A 16,774-nucleotide genomic window follows, 5' to 3' on the forward strand; every position below is an offset into this window, starting at 1 on the left:
ACGCTAGCGACGGGCATTAGCGTTCTGTACGCAAGCGATTTGACATTCTCCGTTGAGCTATTGCCGCTTACTGTAATGGCATCATCACGCGCTGACACCTCAAGGCATTCCGCGCGCACTGGAAAACACAGCATGTAAGCCGAATCGCAAGCTATGTAATGACTTGACTGTAATACATGACTAGCTGCCTCTGTGCGAGTAACAGGAGCCTTGCTTTGGGCCAGCAGCAAATCAAACTTTGTTTGGTCAATAACATTCAGGATATATTTATTCTTCGCCACCATTTCATTACCGCCAAAAATATCATTCACCTTGATATTTTTTGGCAATGCTTTGTGTAAGGAACGTAAATTTATCGGCTTGCCTTGACTGATAGCGTATAGGAGTTGATAGAGCGACACGTAGCTTCCTAGTTATATTTCAAGTTTACATTGAGACTGCTTGTACAGAGCCACACCATATGGCTTTTGGATTGTCCCTATTAGAGTGTACTCAACTTCAAACATCAATGTTATCGTCTTTTTATTTCTAGGCCATTATTATGAGCATCAATGGGTAAAACGCATAGATGAATCAGCAATCAATTTAGGTGCAGGCAAAAGACAAGTCGTTGCCAATGGTCATTATGACCGACAATACAAAATCACGGTACCGTCCGATTTTAAGTTCCAATAAGACAAGGGATCAACAAGGATATTTGATTACACATGGAAAAAAACAGTATTTATTACAAACAAGTGAAAATGCTCGTAGGCGTTTTACCTATTGTAGCAAAGGAAAAAGACTTCGCCTTAAAAGGCGGTACTGCAATAAATCTCTTTGTTAGAGACTTCCCGAGATTGTCCGTTGATATCGACCTAGCCACACCCATGCGGATGCGAAAAAAATAATTTGATGAGTTTTTGTACCTATAGAGATATGTAGAATTGAATTTTTGCATGTCTTTCTGTCACCTTTTTTCAATGTGTGACAGAGGTGATAAAATACAACTTGTATAGATACAAAAAAGCCCCGTGATACGAGGCTTTCAAGATTATCTGGCGGAGAGAGAGGGATTCGAACCCTCGTTGGGTTTAACCCCAAACACACTTTCCAGGCGTGCGCCTTCAGCCACTCAGCCACCTCTCCAAATTTTGTGCTCTGCTTCGAGCGGCGGCTATAGTAGGTAAAAGTGCTGTTTGTTTCAAGCATTGATTACCAAAACGCCGCTTAACCTTATAAATTACCTAGTTTTTTAAACTCGCAGCAAAGTCTAACATGCGGTTTAACGGCAGCATTGCGCGCTGACGCAGTGCCTCTTCTACAAAGATTTCTTTGCCGCTGTGGTCAAGCAGTGCTTGATGCATCGCTTCTAAGCCATTCATAGCCATCCACGGGCAGTTTGCGCAGCTTTTGCAGGTTGCGCCATTACCAGCGGTTGGCGCTTCAATCAGGGTCTTGTTTGGTGCCATCTGCTGCATCTTGTAAAAGATGCCTTTGTCGGTAGCAACAATAAACTCAGGATGCGGCATGCTTTGCGCGGCTTTTATGAGCTGCGAAGTACTGCCAACCGCATCAGCCATATCAATCACGCTAGCCGGTGATTCGGGGTGCACCAGCACCGCCGCGTTAGGATATAAGTGCTTAGCGGTTTTTAGCGCTTGCGCTGAAAACTCGTCGTGCACAATACACTCGCCGTTCCACATCAACATGTCGGCGCCAGTTTGCTTTTGAATGTAAGCGCCAAGGTGGCGATCAGGGCCCCAAATGATTTTTTTACCTTCGCTGTCGAGATGCTCAACAATTTCTAAGGCAATAGACGATGTCACCACCCAATCAGCGCGCGCTTTTACTGCTGCCGACGTATTTGCATAAACTACCACAGTGCGCTCGGGGTGCGCATCGCAAAACTCGGTGAATTCTTTTACAGGGCAACCTAAGTCTAATGAGCAGGTTGCTTCTAGTGTGGGCATGATCACGGTTTTTTCAGGGCTTAGTATTTTTGCGGTCTCGCCCATAAACTTCACGCCAGCGACTATTAGCGTGTCGGCTTGATGGTCACGCCCAAAACGGGCCATTTCTAGAGAGTCTGACACGCAGCCACCGGTTTGTTCGGCTAATGCCTGAATAACTGGGTCGGTATAGTAATGGGCTATTAGCGCGGCATTATTTTGCTCTAGCAATTGGGTGATTTGCGAAATTAAGACTTCGCTGCGGTCGGCGCTGAGTTTTTTAGGTTTTGTAGGAAAAGGAAAAGCAAGTGGCGCGATGCGCTCAGCGATATTCATAGTCATTAAATGTCGTTGGAATTTGTCAGGGTAGTATACGTTTGTCTAATGAGAATTTCACGTAAGTAAGACAAATAGTTCGTTATTTTAATGTCAGAAGCTGTGATACAAAAAAGATGGGGAAGTGATGCAGAAGGAACCTTTGTTATTGGTGGGTCGTGCTGGATTCGAACCAGCGACCAATTGATTAAAAGTCAACTGCTCTACCAGCTGAGCTAACGACCCATAATAACAAGTGCTTTGCTACGCGTAGAAAAAAGATGGTGGGTCGTGCTGGATTCGAACCAGCGACCAATTGATTAAAAGTCAACTGCTCTACCAACTGAGCTAACGACCCATCTGTTACTATCTACGGCAACGGCGGCATATAATACTGAAATCGAACTTGGGTGCAACCCTTAAATGCTTTTTTCGCGATTTAATTGCCCGATTGAGTGGAAAGTGAACAAGGCAACTGACTAATCGTTTAACCGTTAGTCAATTGCTCTGATGCTAGGCGTGCAGGAGTTGAGTTTGGATACTCTGCAACCACTTGTTCAAAATACTGCTTGGCCAATTCGGCGTTACCTTGATTCTTAGCAATCATGCCAAGCTTTAACAAGGAATCAGAACGTTTGGGTGAGCTTGCAAATTTATCTGCCACTTGCATAAACTGCTCGCCAGCCGCATCCCAATCTTGATTGTTATACAATAGTTGGCCTAACCAGTAATGCGCATTGTCGGTTAAGCTAGAATTAGGATAACGGGTCAAGAACGCTTGAAAAGCCGGAACAGCGTTTTCGTAATCTCTATCTTTTAGAATAAGATTAACCGCGCTTTGATAGGCTTCTTGCTCATTTTGAACCGGTGCAACATCGGCCATCGTATTAGAAACACCAGCATTCGCTGAGTTACCGAGGCTGTTCGCCATACCCATGCTCTGCTGCTGCATACCTTCAAAACGTTTCTCGAGTTCTAAAAACAACTCGCGTTGACGTTCTAAAATCTTTTCAAGCTGATGGTTATGCAATTCAATCGAGCCGTTGATGCTGTCGACATCGGCTTGTAACATATCGAGTTGCTGCTGCAGGCGCTGTTGACTGTCTGAGCGAGATTCTACAATTCGCTCTATCACCGCTAAACGCTGCTCTATATCACTTGAGGTAACATTAGCGACGGGCGCAACTGCCAATGGGTTCCCTTGCAGATTAACGTCGACAACGGGAGCTTGCGCGAAGCAGACTCCCGTTACAAATGTTAATGCAAGTGCACTTATTAAGTGAACTCTCATCGCTTATTGATAAACCACTACAGAGCGACGGTTTTGTGCAAAGGCATACTCAGACGTGCCAGATACAGCAGATTTTTCTTCACCGTAAGATACAACCGACATTTGTGAGCTGCGAACACCTTCGTTTTGTAAGAAAGTCTCTACCGCTTTAGCACGACGCTCACCCAGAGCAATGTTGTACTCAGGCGTACCACGATTATCAGTGTGACCTTCAATTACTACTCTTTGGTTTTGATTTTTCACCAAAAATTCAGCATGTTTTCTTAATACTGGGAAGAACTCAGCTTTAATCGTAGAACGGTCGAAGTCAAAAAACACTGTTTGCTGAGATTCTAAAGAAGCTTTTTCTTGAGCAACCATGTCTTTAGCACGTTGAAGCTGTTCAGCAGCGACTGCCTCAGCCTGCGCTTTTGCTTCTTGAGCTTGTTGCTCAGCTTGCTGCTGTGCTTGAGCCTGTTGCTCAGCAACACGATTACGTTCTGCTTCAAGTTCCTCTTCGCTAGGACCACTAGAACAAGCCATAAGCGTAATTGCTGGAAGCGCAATGAAAAGCGTTCTTAATTTTTTGTTAGTAAACATGCTAAATCCTTAATTTAAAAACCAATTGTTATAGTAAAAATGGTGACCAACTTGGCGATTTTACCTGCCCATCTGCAGCCGGTAACAGCGCTTTAAAACGACCGTCTAATGAAACAAGTGATAAAACTTGCTCTCCCTCGTGCATCGTACTGTAGATAATCATACTACCGTTTGGTGCGATGCTGGGTGATTCATCAAGAAAGGTCTTAGTTAACACCAACATATTACCATTTTGCAAGTTTTGTCGTGCAATATGATAATCGCCTTGCGTTCTATTTACGACAACTAAATTTGCGTTGTCGGGCGTAATAGATGCGCCAAGATTCATTTCCCCTTGAAACGTAAGCCTTTGCGTGCGCTTAGTGCCTAAATCTACTTGATATATCTGTGGTTTGCCACCCCGCTCAGAACTAAATATCAGACTTTTGCCGTCTGGCGCCCAGCTTGGTTCGGTGTCAATTGCTCGATTTCGAGTAATTCGATCGAGTGCTCTGCTAGCAAGGTCCATTACGTAAATCTCTGGATTGCCGTCTTTTGACAATACCATCGCTAACTTTTTACCGTCGGGTGAAAAGGTTGGCGAGCCGTTAATACCCGGAAAGTCAGTGACCAAGGTGCGTTGCGTCGTATAGATATCCTGTATGAAAATTTGTGCTTTTTTGTTTTCAAACGACACATAGGCCAGCTTGTTGCCATCGGGTGACCACGCTGGAGACATCAAAGGCTCGGGAGAAGACAATAAGCGCGTTTCGTTGGCACCGTCATAATCGGCAATAACTAATTGAAAAGGAAGCTCTACGGTTTTTCTGTCGCGCACGATTACATAGGCAATACGCGTTAAGAATGCACCGCGTTCACCAATGAGTGCTTCGTACACCACGTCACTGATAATGTGAGCGTATTGCCTAAAATCAGCGGTGTTGATTAATTTTTGACGAGCTTCGACGATATGATCTTTGGTTAAGACTAGCTTGCCGTCTTGCAAGCCTTTTGATTCCCCGCCAGTTGCTTGCGCACGCAGCACGTCGATTAACTCGAACGAGACTTCATATTGACCGTTGCTGCGCTGTTCTATTTTACCCACCAGCACGGTGTCGATGCCGATAGCGGCCCAAGCATCGAAATCCACTTCGTCTTCTTGAGTGGGAAACTGCGGCATATCTGACAGAGAAACAGGATTAAATTTACCGCTGCGCAACAGGTTATTGGTGATCACGTCTGAGATGTTCTCAGGCAATACGGTATCGCCATTCCAACTAAATGGCACTACTCCTATTGGCCGCGCATTATTTACACCTTCTGTAATTAACAGCTCAAGTTTTGCTTGAGCAAAGCTAGCACTCACGAAAATAGCCACTGTTATCAAGCACTTTACCACGCGCAATCGAATCATTATCTCTCCGGTCTTACTGTAATATTAAAGTCTTTCAATTTAGCAAATACTGCTGGGTCTTTTGATACCGGCAAGGTATCAGGTCTTAGCACCGCTGCTTGAGACGCTCTGCAAAGCGCATCATTACCATCCAATATTCGTACGTCTATTACCAAGCCACTTGGCGCCAGCCTGACATTTAGTCGACAGCTTTTGCCAATAAAACTGTCATAATCAAACAAATTTTGCGAGATAGTTTGCACCACTAGCGCTTGATATTTCTCGACTTCACTCATCACCCTGCTTCTATTAGCAGCAGACAGCGCCTGCTGCTCAGTGGCTAACTGTTCTGCCAGCTCTCTTTCTAGCTGCTCTTTACGCTTTTTATCCTCTTCTAAGCGCTTTTGCATTTCTTGTTCGCGCATGCGCTGCTCTTCTAAGGTGCGCTGACGCTCTTGTGCCTGCTCTTGTTCTTTTCGGACCTGCTCTTCTTGTTTCTTTTTCTGGGCCGCCGCTTCAGCGACTCGCTTTTTCTCGCGTTCGGCTTGAGCTTTTTGCTGCTGAGCCTGGCGTCGGTCCAACTCTCTTTGTCTTGCCTGTGCTTCAGCCTGATCTCTTTGCCGCTTTTGATCGGCTATGGCCTGCGCGTCAATAAATACTGCCTGTATCGGCTGTGACTGCGAAGCAAAGGTCATTGTCGGTTTTGGCGTAAAGCTCACCGATACCAACAGCAGCACCACCAGCACGATGTGCATCCCGATGGAAACTGTTAAGGCCTTATTTTTCTTCATGACTTATTCATCACCTGATCATTAGCGGTCAATAAGCATTAAGGATTAGGATCAGTCATTAAACCCACCGATGGTGCACCTGAATTTTGTAATAGCACCATTATATCGATAACTTTTTCGTAACTAATTTTGCGGTCGCCATTCACCACAACCGGTATGCTAGGGTCGACCTGCAGGCGAGTTTTCACAATCGCCGCAATATCTTGAGCCTGCATTGGTGAATCGGGATTATCGCCCACATTTAAATAGTATTGCCCCTGCTCGTCTATAGAGACAATCATGATGGTTTCTTCTTCAGTCTCAAGAGACTGGGCTTGTGCTTTAGGCAAATCAACTTGCACGCCTTGGGCGACCACTGCAGCGGTTGCCATAAAAATGATCAGCAGCACCAGCATCACGTCGATGTATGGCACCACATTCATTTCTGAGACGGGGCGACGTCTGCGTCGTTGATACATGTGCCTAACCTCTGCTTGCTAAGCTTTGACGATTCAAAATAGCCGAAAACTCTTCCATAAAGTTTCCGTAGGCGTTTTCGAGCTTTTCGACCTTGGTAGAAAAACGGTTGTAAGCAACGTAGGCCGGAATGGCCGCCACTAAGCCTAAGGCCGTGGCGATGAGTGCTTCAGCTATACCGGGAGCGACCATTTGCAATGTAGCTTGCTTGACCTCACCAAGTGCGATAAAAGCAGTCATGATCCCGTAAACCGTGCCCAGCAAACCAATATAGGGGGAAATAGAACCAACGGTAGCTAAGAAGGGTAAGCGAGTTTCAAGCTCATCGACTTCTCTAGACATGGCTACGCGCATTGCGCGATAGGTTCCGTCGCTGATGGCTTCAGGAGTAATCCCTGCGGTTTTACGCAAGCGTACATATTCTTTAAAGCCCGAGCAAAAAATAAGAGAGCTACCAAAACCGTTTTCGCGCTGCGAAAGTTCGGAGTAGAGGGTATTGAGATCGGCGCCCGACCAAAAGGTGTCTTCAAATTCACGTAATTCGGCTTGCGCAGATTTGAGCGCAGAATTACGCTGGAAAATATACGCCCAACTGACCACAGACATGCCCAGCAAAATAAGCATAATTAATTGAACAACAAAACTGGCTTCCAGTACTAAACTGGCGATAGACATATCACTGGTCACTGCGCATTTCCCTCAAAATAGATTCTGGTATTTTGCAAGGTGCTTTGAGCTGCGTATTAATGCAGCCAACTTTTACCGTTGCTTCCACCAAACATTCGTTATTATTATTATAAACAGCCTGTTTAAACATCAGACTTACACGCTTTATCGCTATGGGCTCACAGGTAACTGTTAGGAGCTCATCGAGCATCGCGCTTTTGCGATAGCTAATATTGAGATCTTTGACGACAAAAGCAATGGAATGTTCCAACAATTTTTTTTGATCGGCTCCCAAAAGCCGAACCCAGTCAGAACGGGCCCGTTCGAAGTAGCGTAAATAGTTGGCGTGATAGACAATTCCACCGGCATCGGTGTCTTCAAAATAAACCCGTACTTTAATATCAAATTTTTTCATGAATAAAATTTAATGAAACTCAGTTAAATGTTAATAACTTGCTAAGAAGCATACAGAAAAGCAGCTAAATTTGGCATCAATCGTTCTTGCTATTAGTTTTATTAATCTGAAACAGTAAATTAATTGAGTTGTTCAGCTCAAAAAAATCCGTATCATACGCAGCAATTACGAAGTAGACAGGAATTTGTTTGTTCGTGTTTCATGGAATCCCTTCCGTTGATTATTTTTTGCCCGTACTGTGTACGGGCTTTTTTTTGCCTGATACTGATACATTATGATCGATTGCTGTACCTACAAACCCCGTAAAAATACACATTTAATCCAAAAGCTACGATGATATTCAGCTCGCCAGTTATGCATGCGAAATCACCTTATGTGTGGCTAATCATCATCGCCTTTTAAGCTATGGGCTGCAACTACCCGATAAATTGCCATGCTGTGTTTTAATAACTGACATCTTTGAGGCTTATTTTTTTACCGTAAAGCCTAAGTGTAAGTAAGCATGATCGGTAGCAATCCGTCCTCGTGGCGTGCGTTGCAAAAAGCCCTGCTGAATCAAAAATGGCTCAATCACATCTTCAATAGTTTCTTTTTCTTCGCCTATTGCCGCGGCGACATTGTCAAGACCTACTGGACCGCCGGAAAACTTCTCGATAATAGCGAGCAAGAGTTTACGATCCATAAAATCGAAGCCCTGCTTGTCGACGTCAAGCATGTTTAAGGCACTGGAGGCAACTTCTGCTGTGATTTCACCGTTTGCTTTTACTTCGGCGTAATCTCTTACTCTGCGCAACAAGCGATTGGCAATCCGCGGCGTACCGCGGCTGCGCTTTGCAATCTCTACCGCGCCTTGCGGATGCATATTCAAATTTAGATACGATGCACTTCGCTCAACAATGTTGGTTAAGTCTTTCACGTTATAGAACTCTAAGCGCTGCACAATCCCAAAGCGGTCGCGCAAAGGTGAGGTAAGTGAGCCTGCACGTGTGGTGGCACCGATCAATGTAAAAGGGGGCAACTCTAATTTAATGGAGCGCGCTGACGGCCCCTCACCTATCATGATGTCTAACTGATAATCTTCCATAGCTGGGTAGAGTATTTCTTCAACCACAGGGCTTAAGCGATGTATCTCATCAATAAACAATACATCGTTCTCTTCTAAGTTGGTTAGCAGCGCCGCTAAATCCCCTGCTTTCTCAAGGACAGGGCCAGAGGTAGTTTTGATGCTAACGCCCATTTCATTAGCAACGATATTCGCCAAGGTGGTTTTACCTAAGCCTGGAGGACCAAAGATTAATAAATGATCGAGGGCATCTTCACGTTTACGAGCCGCCTCTATAAAAATTTCCATTTGCTCACACACGTGATCTTGCCCGGCATAGTCGCTAAGCATTTTCGGGCGTATGGCTCTGTCGACCGCTTCATCTTCGTTTTGCGCTTGGGGCTGTGTAATTCGGTCGGCTTCTATCATGCTCTTCTCTGCTTAGTATTCACTTACACCATCGCTTTTAAGGCGTCGCGTATTAATTGCTCACTGCTAGCATCTTCTGTAAACACATTTCTAATTGATGTTTCAGCCTGAGCGCGCTTATAACCAAGTGCCACTAGTGCACCGATTGCCTCGTCTTTTGCAGAAGCAACAGGCGCTAAAATAGGCGTAGCTTCAATAGGGTTGTGCATCGTCGAATTGCTATAATTTGCACTGGGCGCTTCAATGTCTTTTAACTTATCTTTGAGCTCAACCACTAAACGCTCTGCTGTCTTTTTACCGACTCCTGGCATTTTAACCAAGGCCGTAATATCTTCGTGCAACACCGCTTGCATAAATTGTCCGGCAGACATACCCGACAATATCGTACAGGCTAATTTTGGCCCAACGCCATTCGCTTTGATGAGTACTCTAAACAAGCTTCGCTCTTGACGGTCAGTAAACCCAAACAATAGCTGTGCGTCTTCTCGCACCACAAAGTGAGTGTAAAGCGTGACTTCTGCTTGAAGCTCTGGAAGCTGATAAAAGCTAGTCATAGGGAGCTGAACTTCATAGCCAACCCCGCCTACATCCAAAAGAATATCAGGAGGTAGCTTTTCGATGATGATACCGCGTAAGCGTCCAATCATTGTGTGTCTGCGCTCATTTTCGTAGTCGTCCTCTTACGGTTTTGCTTGCCTGACCAGACATCCTGATCATGCTTTGTTCAGTATGCAAGTGACAAAGGGCAACTGCAAGTGCATCTGCCGCATCGGCCTGCGGCGTTTTACCTAATTTAAGTAAATACGTCACCATGTGCTGAACTTGGGTTTTATCAGCAGAGCCAGTGCCCACCACCGATTGCTTTATTTGCCGCGCGGAATATTCAAATACCGGCAGTTCGTGGCTTGTTCCCGCTACAATTGCCGCGCCGCGAGCTTGCCCAAGTTTAAGCGCCGAATCGGCATTTTTTGCCATAAACACTTGTTCAATAGCAAATTGGGTAGGCTGAAACTGACGAATAATTTCGTTCACACCGGTAAATACATTATGCAATCGTGAGGCTAGATTTTCATCTTGCACGCGTATGCAGCCGCTGGCCAAATATTCGGCTTTGTTTGCCACCACCCGAATAACACCGTAACCGGTAATACGTGAGCCAGGGTCAATACCCAATATGATTTTCATGTGCGCTCCGGCACAAACTTATCAATGGCCAAGCGATTAGTCGCCGACCACACTTTTTTAAGGGCGTCTGATTTTTTAAGCCATTGATAGCTTAGATGCTCGGTCAGCGAAATACTTGCAGCCTCACTAACCTGAGCACAAAACACGTGCTCATTGTTATATTGGGTACCTTCAGGATAGCGATATAGCCACTGCTGGCGAATTTTATATTGATTGATGTGGCGGCAGTCACCAATTTCGTGCAGGGCAAAGTTAAGCTGCATGCCGGTTTCTTCTGCGACTTCGCGATATGCGGTTTGAATAGGACTTTCACCAAGTTCAATGGTGCCGGTAACCGACTGCCAAAAGTCTGCGTCGTCGTCACGCTGCAAGAGCAGCACGTTCGATGCGGGGCTAAACAGCACCACCAACACAGACTCAGGCCGTTTTAATGCCATCTACTTTTTATTGGCCGTAGAAACAATCGCCAGCTCTTCTAGCTGCTGCGGATTGGCTTTGCCTGGCGCACCAGTGAGTGGACACGCAGCGGTTGTGGTTTTTGGAAAGGCCATCACGTCGCGAATAGAATCGGCGCCTAACATCAACATTAATAAGCGATCTAAGCCAAACGCTAAGCCAGCGTGCGGTGGCGTACCATATTTTAAGGCCTCTAATAAAAAGCCGAATTTCTCTTGGGCTTCTTGCTCACCAATGCCCAATAGTTCAAACACAAGAGACTGCATGTGCATATCGTGAATACGCGCCGAGCCGCCGCCCAATTCAACGCCATTCAAAACCATATCATAAGCGTTCGAAAGCGCCGTTTCTGGTGAGCTTTTAAGAGCGTCTAAGTCGCTATCACGGGGAGCGGTAAAGGGGTGATGCAGAGCATGCAGGCGGCCATCGACCTTTTCAAACATAGGAAAATCGACCACCCAGAGTGGTTTCCAATCGCCTTGCAAAAGGTCAAAGTCTTTACCGAGTTTGAGTCTCAGTGCGCCGAGTGCTTCAGTTACCACCTGATTGCTGTCGGCACCAAACAATAAGATGTCACCGTCTTTTGCTTTTGTAAGTTCAAGCAGTTGTTTAACACTTTGCTCAGAGAAGAACTTCAATACCGGTGACTGAATGCCTTCCATACCTTTTGCCACTTCATTGATTTTCATCCATGCGAGACCTTTTGCTCCATAGATGCCGGCAAACTCGGCGTACTGATCGAGTTGCTTACGCGATAAACTAATCCCACCAGGCACACAGATAGCCGCAACTCGGCCATTTGCATCATTTGCGGGGCCGCTAAAAACTTTAAACTCGATGTCTTTAACAATGTCTGCTACGTCGATTATTTCTAGGGGATTACGCAGGTCAGGCTTGTCACTGCCATACCGTTTCATGGCCTCGGCGTAGGTCATCCGTGGAAAGTCACCTAAATCGACGTTCATCATTTTTTGGAATAAATCGCGGATCAGCCCTTCGGTGATGGCCATCACACCATCTGCATCTAAAAATGAAGTTTCGATATCTATTTGTGTGAATTCGGGTTGACGATCAGCTCGTAAGTCCTCATCTCTGAAACACTTAACAATTTGATAATACTTATCCATCCCGCTCATCATGAGCAGTTGCTTAAATAACTGTGGAGACTGTGGTAGCGCGAAAAATTCGCCTTTGTGAGTACGGCTAGGCACCAAATAATCACGCGCACCTTCAGGCGTTGCCGCGGTAAGTATTGGCGTCTCTATATCTAAAAATTCATGGGCTTCAAGGTAGCGTCTTACCGCGCCGGTGACTTTACTGCGAAACACTAAGCGCTCTGTCATAATCGGACGGCGCAAATCTAAATAACGATATTTTAGGCGCTGCTCTTCACTGTTTTCTTGATTCCAATCGAGGGGAAGCGCAGGCGCACGGTTGATAATAAGCACTTCTTTGCCGAGTACTTCTATTTCGCCTGTGCGCATATCTTTGTTAACTTGACTGTCAGGGCGTGCTCGCACAAGACCGATGATTTCAATACAGAATTCATTTCGTAATTCTGAGGCATTAGCAAAAGCCGCTTCGGTATCCGGATCGATAACAACTTGTAATATGCCTTCGCGGTCGCGCAGGTCAATAAATATCACGCCGCCTAAGTCGCGACGCTTATTCACCCAGCCTTTTAGGGTGACGGTTTGTCCAATATATTGTTTATCGATTCTTCCACAGTAATCAGTGCGCATTTAATTGCCTTTGTTCTTATCTTTTGAGTGCTGGCACAGGCCAAGTTAACTATCTGGCATAGCAGATAATCCAAGCGCCGTAGTATAAACCAAAGCGGCTCAATGCAAAACGCTACAGGGATAATAAATGTGCTTAATTTAGGAAGGTGAGTAGTGGTTGCTGAATTCGCTCTACAATCTGCAATTTTTGAGCTTTCAGATAAGCTCGGTGACTTTCATCAATACCCGTAAATCGCGCTCAACAGTCATCGCAAAATCACGCTGAGCACTGCGCTCTATTGCGCATCAAAACAGATTACATGCTCGATACTCAGGCGTATTCCAAAAGACTCACCAATGTGATGATCATGATGACTTGGCGCCAAGCATAGTACCTGCTCTGAAAAGTTCGGCAGGGCCAAACGGTACAAAATGTGCGCGCCACGAAAACGCCGATCTACAACCAAGGCTTTTAGCGGACTGTCGTCTTGGTGGGTAATATCGTCGGGCCGAACGAGCACCGAAAGCTTCTGACCTTCTGTATAATTTTGCTCAAGGGGCAGTGCAAACCTGCCCAGTTGAGAATTAACGTAATATCTACTGGCGTATTCAGGGTCAGTCACTACTTCCCCAGATATAAACGTACTCTCACCAATAAAATTTGCGACAAAGGGCGTGTTTGGCTCGTGATATAAATCATAAGGGCTGGCCCACTGTTGGCAGTGCCCCTGCGCAAAAATTCCGATCTTGTCGGCAAAGGCAAACGCTTCTTGCTGATCGTGGGTAACTAACAAGGCCGTGATCCCCAAGCGTTTAATGATGTCTCGTACCTCAACCGCTACTTTTTCGCGAAGCTCTGGGTCGAGGCTTGAAAAGGGTTCGTCTAGTAATAGCAGCCTTGGATTAGGCGCAACCGAGCGCGCAATAGCTACGCGCTGTTGCTGTCCGCCCGAAAGCTGATTCGGATAGGCTTGGGCAAATTCTGCAAGTCCGACTCTATCGATGTTCTCTAAGGCCGTTTTACGACGAGTTTGTTTAGATAAGCGGTGCAGACCGTATTCCACATTTTCTAACACGGTCATGTGCGGAAATAACGCAAAATCTTGAAACACTACACCTACTTCTCTTTGATCTGGGGAAAAGTTCACAGTACCGCTGGCAACACAAATATCGTCGAGATATATATCTCCACTTTGCTGACGATGAAAGCCAGCAATCGCTTGTAAAAGGGTGGTTTTACCGCAGCCAGACGGCCCTAAGATACAGCCAATCTCGCCTTTGTTGAGGCTTAAGTTTATGTCGTTTAACACTGAGGTCTCGCCATAAGCTAGTTCAATATTTTGTAGACGAAGCATCTTTATACACTCGATTTATTCAATTGACGGGTTAAAAATATGACCGGCAGCAGACCCACAATCACAATGCTAATCGCAGGCAACGCTGCATCAAGTAGTCGTTCATCTGACGCCAACTCATAGGCTCTTACGGCCAGCGTATTAAAATTAAACGGCCGCAGTACTAAAGTAGCTGGAAGCTCTTTAAGAATATCGACAAACACCAGCAGAAGAGCGCTGATGACGCTAGCCGATAACAGGGGTAGATGTATTTTGCGAAACATTCTGAACAATCCACCGTGCAGACTCAATGCGGCATAATCGAGCTTTTGCGGCAAGCGCGCAAAGCCGGTTTCAGTATTTTGTAGAGCGACGCTAGCAAAACGAATTGCGTAAGCAAAAATTAGCGTGGCGATCGTGCCCGAGAGTATCAATCCGGGTCGGTAATCAAACCATTCAAGGGTAAAACGATTAAATGCCTTGTCGGCCCAACCGGTAACAATCAGCACGCCAACTGCAATAACAATCCCTGGCACCGCATAGCCTAAACTGAGCATTTGCTCAGAATACTTCAGCGAGCGCTTACCCGTTATTCGTTTAGCGTACGATACCAAAAGCGCTAATGCGACAATAATCAATGCTCCAGCGAAGGCCAATAAAAATGAGTTTTTTACCAAACCTAAAAAGTCGGACAAGTCGCCAACGGAGGCATACTGAACGCTCCAGCTTAGCAGTTGTAAAAACGGAATGATAAAACCAAAAACAGCGGGCAATAAACACAGCAAAAATACGCCCATTGCCACCGGCCCTTTGAGTCTTTGTCGTTGAGCGCCAGCATGCTCACGCGACTGAAATTTTGAGGCGTCCCGCCTGCTGTGTTTTTCAAGTACTAACAGCACTAACACAAACATACAAAGCACTGTGGAAAGCTGAGCAGCGCCTTGAATGTTGCCCATACCAAACCAAGTTCTGAATATACCAGTGGTAAAGGTGCTTATCCCAAAGTAAGCCACGGTGCCATAATCAGCTAGCGCCTCCATCATGGCTAAAGTTGCACCGGTAATTATGGCGGGGCGCGCCAGCGGCAGTGACACTTTCAATGCGTGTTGCCAGCGTGTATAACCCGCCAGTTCACTGACTTTTTGATAGCTGTAGGATTGCTCAGCAAAAGCAGTTCGGGCAAGAATGTAAACATAAGGATATAACACTAAAACCATCATAATAATGGCGCCCGAAAGTGAACGAATATCCCAAAACCAGTAATCGCCGCGGCTCCATCCAAAGGTCTCGCGCAGTAAGATCTGCACAGGCCCAGCAAAGTCGAGTAAACCTGTATAAGTATAAGCAATGATATAAGCCGGCATGGCAAGGGGCAGCAATATTAACCAGCTAAGGATAGACTTGCCGACAAAGTCAAAGTTAACCATCAGATACGCTAAAGAACTGCCGATCACGATAGTGCCGAGCCCGACCCCCAAGGCCAATAACAAACTGTTGCTGACATAGTCGCTAAAAACCGTACTGAACAGATGCTCCCATAGGTCAACATCGATTGATAGGACGCTAGAAGCCACCACCGCCAGTGGCAATAGGACAATCGCCGATAGAGTGACAGTAGAAGCTACTAGCCATCGCTGCATAATTAAGTACGTCTACGCAATCGAATGATAGTTAACGCCAGCCTGCTTTATCCATCAAACGCAGCGCTTCGTCGTTTAGTGCACCCATTGTTTCTAAATCAACTTTTTGGGCGTCAAACTGACCAAATGAAGCGAGTTCATCGCTCCACTTTACGCCTTCAATAATAGGATACTCGTGATTTACCTCGGCATACCACTGCTGTGACTCTTGCTCCAGCATAAAGCTCAAAAGCGCCTGGGCCTGGGCTTTGTGCGGAGCGTATTTTGTGATCCCCGCGCCTGAAATATTAATATGCGTGCCATTTGCGTCTTGATCTGGCCAAATAACACCAACTTGCTGGGCAACAGCACGAGTAGCGGGGTCATCTGAAGTTAGCATCCCACCGAGGTAATAAGTATTCGCAATCGCAATCGAACACTCGCCTGCTACCATTGCATTGATTTGATCTCTATCACCGCCTTTTGGAGAGCGCGCTAGATTATTTACAATCCCTTTGGCCCACTCAAGGGTTTGTTGTTCGCCGTCGAGGATGATCAGCGAAGCAATCATAGATTGATTGTAAATATTGCCCGAAGAGCGAATGCAAATTTGTTTGGCAAAACGAGCATCGGTCAAATCAGCTATAGAAGAAATGCTGTATGGGTCAGTTTTACCCTTCACATACATGATCGGACGGGCGCGCTTGGTCAGTGCAATCCAATGATTATCATCGGCGCGCAAAGACGCTGGTATATGGCGTAAAATCTCATCGCTGTTAATATCTTGAAGTAAACCGAGCTGATTGGCTCTCACTAACCTGCCGGCATCAGCCATGATGATCAGATCTGCCGGTGAAAGCTCGCCCTCTGCCTGCATACGGCTTATCAATGCATCACCACTGCCGGTCACTAGGTTGACTTTTATGCCGGTCTGACTGGTAAACTTATCGAGCAATGGTTTGATCAGCGCCTCTTGACGACCCGAATAGACATTTACTTCTTCAGCAGATACTGCTGGAATAAACACACTCGCTAACATAGCTGCAACAATGAACTTTTTAATAACAACCTCCGCAGATTTAAATATGAGGGAACATCTTAAATGATAATAAGTCTCAATTACAGAAATACTAGCACAAGCGATCACATTTAATGATAATTAGCTTCAAATC

The 16,774-nt window shown here is 45.7% G+C and carries 17 protein-coding genes, 3 tRNA genes and 2 pseudogenes; 2 read left to right on the top strand and 20 right to left on the bottom strand.

Translation table 11 applies throughout. The features are described 5' to 3' along the window. A partial coding sequence (locus AB9H30_RS14770; protein ID WP_371195470.1) for a hypothetical protein occupies positions 1–401 on the bottom strand: 401 nt, incomplete at its 3' end. Positions 402–516: 115 nt separating this feature from the next. Between AB9H30_RS14770 and AB9H30_RS14775 the strand changes: the two are divergent. Further along, positions 517–675: pseudogene (locus AB9H30_RS14775) on the top strand (type IV toxin-antitoxin system AbiEi family antitoxin domain-containing protein); the annotation flags it as partial. 32 nt (positions 676–707) lie between these two features. Then, a pseudogene (locus tag AB9H30_RS14780) lies at positions 708–863 on the top strand (nucleotidyl transferase AbiEii/AbiGii toxin family protein); the annotation flags it as partial. 175 nt (positions 864–1,038) lie between these two features. Here AB9H30_RS14780 and AB9H30_RS14785 read toward each other — a convergent pair. The 19 genes from AB9H30_RS14785 to AB9H30_RS14875 form a co-directional block, all read right to left on the bottom strand. Beyond that, a tRNA-Ser gene (locus AB9H30_RS14785) sits at positions 1,039–1,128 on the bottom strand. Between the two features lie 98 nt (positions 1,129–1,226). Then, entirely contained in the window at positions 1,227–2,267 is a 1,041-nt protein-coding gene (gene nadA / locus AB9H30_RS14790) for a quinolinate synthase NadA (RefSeq protein WP_371195568.1), read from the bottom strand. A 149-nt stretch (positions 2,268–2,416) separates the two neighbouring features. Further along, positions 2,417–2,492, bottom strand: a tRNA-Lys gene (locus tag AB9H30_RS14795). 36 nt (positions 2,493–2,528) lie between these two features. Further along, positions 2,529–2,604: transfer RNA gene (locus tag AB9H30_RS14800), tRNA-Lys, on the bottom strand. 129 nt (positions 2,605–2,733) lie between these two features. Beyond that, positions 2,734–3,537 carry a tol-pal system protein YbgF gene (gene ybgF / locus AB9H30_RS14805; RefSeq protein ID WP_371195471.1) on the bottom strand — a complete coding sequence of 268 codons (804 nt, stop codon included), beginning with the start codon at positions 3,535–3,537 and terminating at the stop codon, positions 2,734–2,736. Between the two features lie 3 nt (positions 3,538–3,540). After that, positions 3,541–4,116: a peptidoglycan-associated lipoprotein Pal gene (gene pal, locus AB9H30_RS14810; RefSeq protein ID WP_371195472.1), complete on the bottom strand. Its 576-nt coding sequence runs from the start codon at positions 4,114–4,116 to the stop codon at positions 3,541–3,543. Between the two features lie 28 nt (positions 4,117–4,144). Further along, positions 4,145–5,509, bottom strand: coding sequence for a Tol-Pal system beta propeller repeat protein TolB (gene tolB, locus AB9H30_RS14815; protein WP_371195473.1), 1,365 nt, complete (start codon positions 5,507–5,509; stop codon positions 4,145–4,147). Next, the gene (tolA, locus tag AB9H30_RS14820) at positions 5,509–6,279 is read right to left on the bottom strand and encodes a cell envelope integrity protein TolA (RefSeq protein ID WP_371195474.1); all 771 of its coding nucleotides are present in this window, start codon (positions 6,277–6,279) and stop codon (positions 5,509–5,511) included. The genes tolB and tolA overlap by 1 nt, the downstream gene beginning before the upstream one ends. Before the next feature lie 38 nt (positions 6,280–6,317). After that, positions 6,318–6,737 carry a protein TolR gene (gene tolR / locus AB9H30_RS14825; protein ID WP_371195475.1) on the bottom strand — a complete coding sequence of 140 codons (420 nt, stop codon included), beginning with the start codon at positions 6,735–6,737 and terminating at the stop codon, positions 6,318–6,320. 4 nt (positions 6,738–6,741) lie between these two features. Then, positions 6,742–7,422, bottom strand: coding sequence for a protein TolQ (gene tolQ, locus AB9H30_RS14830; protein WP_371195476.1), 681 nt, complete (start codon positions 7,420–7,422; stop codon positions 6,742–6,744). Continuing rightward, a complete protein-coding gene (gene ybgC / locus AB9H30_RS14835) occupies positions 7,412–7,816 on the bottom strand; it encodes a tol-pal system-associated acyl-CoA thioesterase (RefSeq protein WP_371195477.1) in 405 nt (134 codons plus the stop codon). The genes tolQ and ybgC overlap by 11 nt, the downstream gene beginning before the upstream one ends. Before the next feature lie 466 nt (positions 7,817–8,282). Next, positions 8,283–9,287, bottom strand: a complete 1,005-nt coding sequence (ruvB, locus tag AB9H30_RS14840; RefSeq protein WP_371195478.1) for a Holliday junction branch migration DNA helicase RuvB — start codon at positions 9,285–9,287, stop codon at positions 8,283–8,285. Between the two features lie 23 nt (positions 9,288–9,310). Continuing rightward, complete coding sequence (gene ruvA / locus AB9H30_RS14845) at positions 9,311–9,934, bottom strand: Holliday junction branch migration protein RuvA (protein WP_371195479.1); 624 nt, start codon at positions 9,932–9,934, stop codon at positions 9,311–9,313. A 13-nt stretch (positions 9,935–9,947) separates the two neighbouring features. Further along, complete coding sequence (gene ruvC / locus AB9H30_RS14850) at positions 9,948–10,472, bottom strand: crossover junction endodeoxyribonuclease RuvC (RefSeq protein WP_371195480.1); 525 nt, start codon at positions 10,470–10,472, stop codon at positions 9,948–9,950. Continuing rightward, positions 10,469–10,909, bottom strand: coding sequence for a dihydroneopterin triphosphate diphosphatase (gene nudB, locus AB9H30_RS14855; RefSeq protein ID WP_371195481.1), 441 nt, complete (start codon positions 10,907–10,909; stop codon positions 10,469–10,471). The genes ruvC and nudB overlap by 4 nt, the downstream gene beginning before the upstream one ends. Further along, positions 10,910–12,670 carry an aspartate--tRNA ligase gene (aspS, locus tag AB9H30_RS14860; protein WP_371195482.1) on the bottom strand — a complete coding sequence of 587 codons (1,761 nt, stop codon included), beginning with the start codon at positions 12,668–12,670 and terminating at the stop codon, positions 10,910–10,912. 275 nt (positions 12,671–12,945) lie between these two features. Beyond that, positions 12,946–14,004 (bottom strand): ABC transporter ATP-binding protein, encoded by a 1,059-nt coding sequence (locus AB9H30_RS14865; RefSeq protein ID WP_371195483.1) that lies wholly within the window; start codon positions 14,002–14,004, stop codon positions 12,946–12,948. 2 nt (positions 14,005–14,006) lie between these two features. Next, positions 14,007–15,623: an ABC transporter permease gene (locus AB9H30_RS14870; protein ID WP_371195484.1), complete on the bottom strand. Its 1,617-nt coding sequence runs from the start codon at positions 15,621–15,623 to the stop codon at positions 14,007–14,009. A gap of 31 nt (positions 15,624–15,654) precedes the next feature. Next, positions 15,655–16,641, bottom strand: coding sequence for a Fe(3+) ABC transporter substrate-binding protein (locus AB9H30_RS14875; RefSeq protein WP_371195485.1), 987 nt, complete (start codon positions 16,639–16,641; stop codon positions 15,655–15,657). Positions 16,642–16,774 lie beyond the last annotated feature (133 nt).

Origin of the sequence: Glaciecola sp. SC05 (assembly GCF_041380235.1) — a bacterium.
Taxonomy (GTDB): Bacteria; Pseudomonadota; Gammaproteobacteria; order Enterobacterales; family Alteromonadaceae; genus Glaciecola.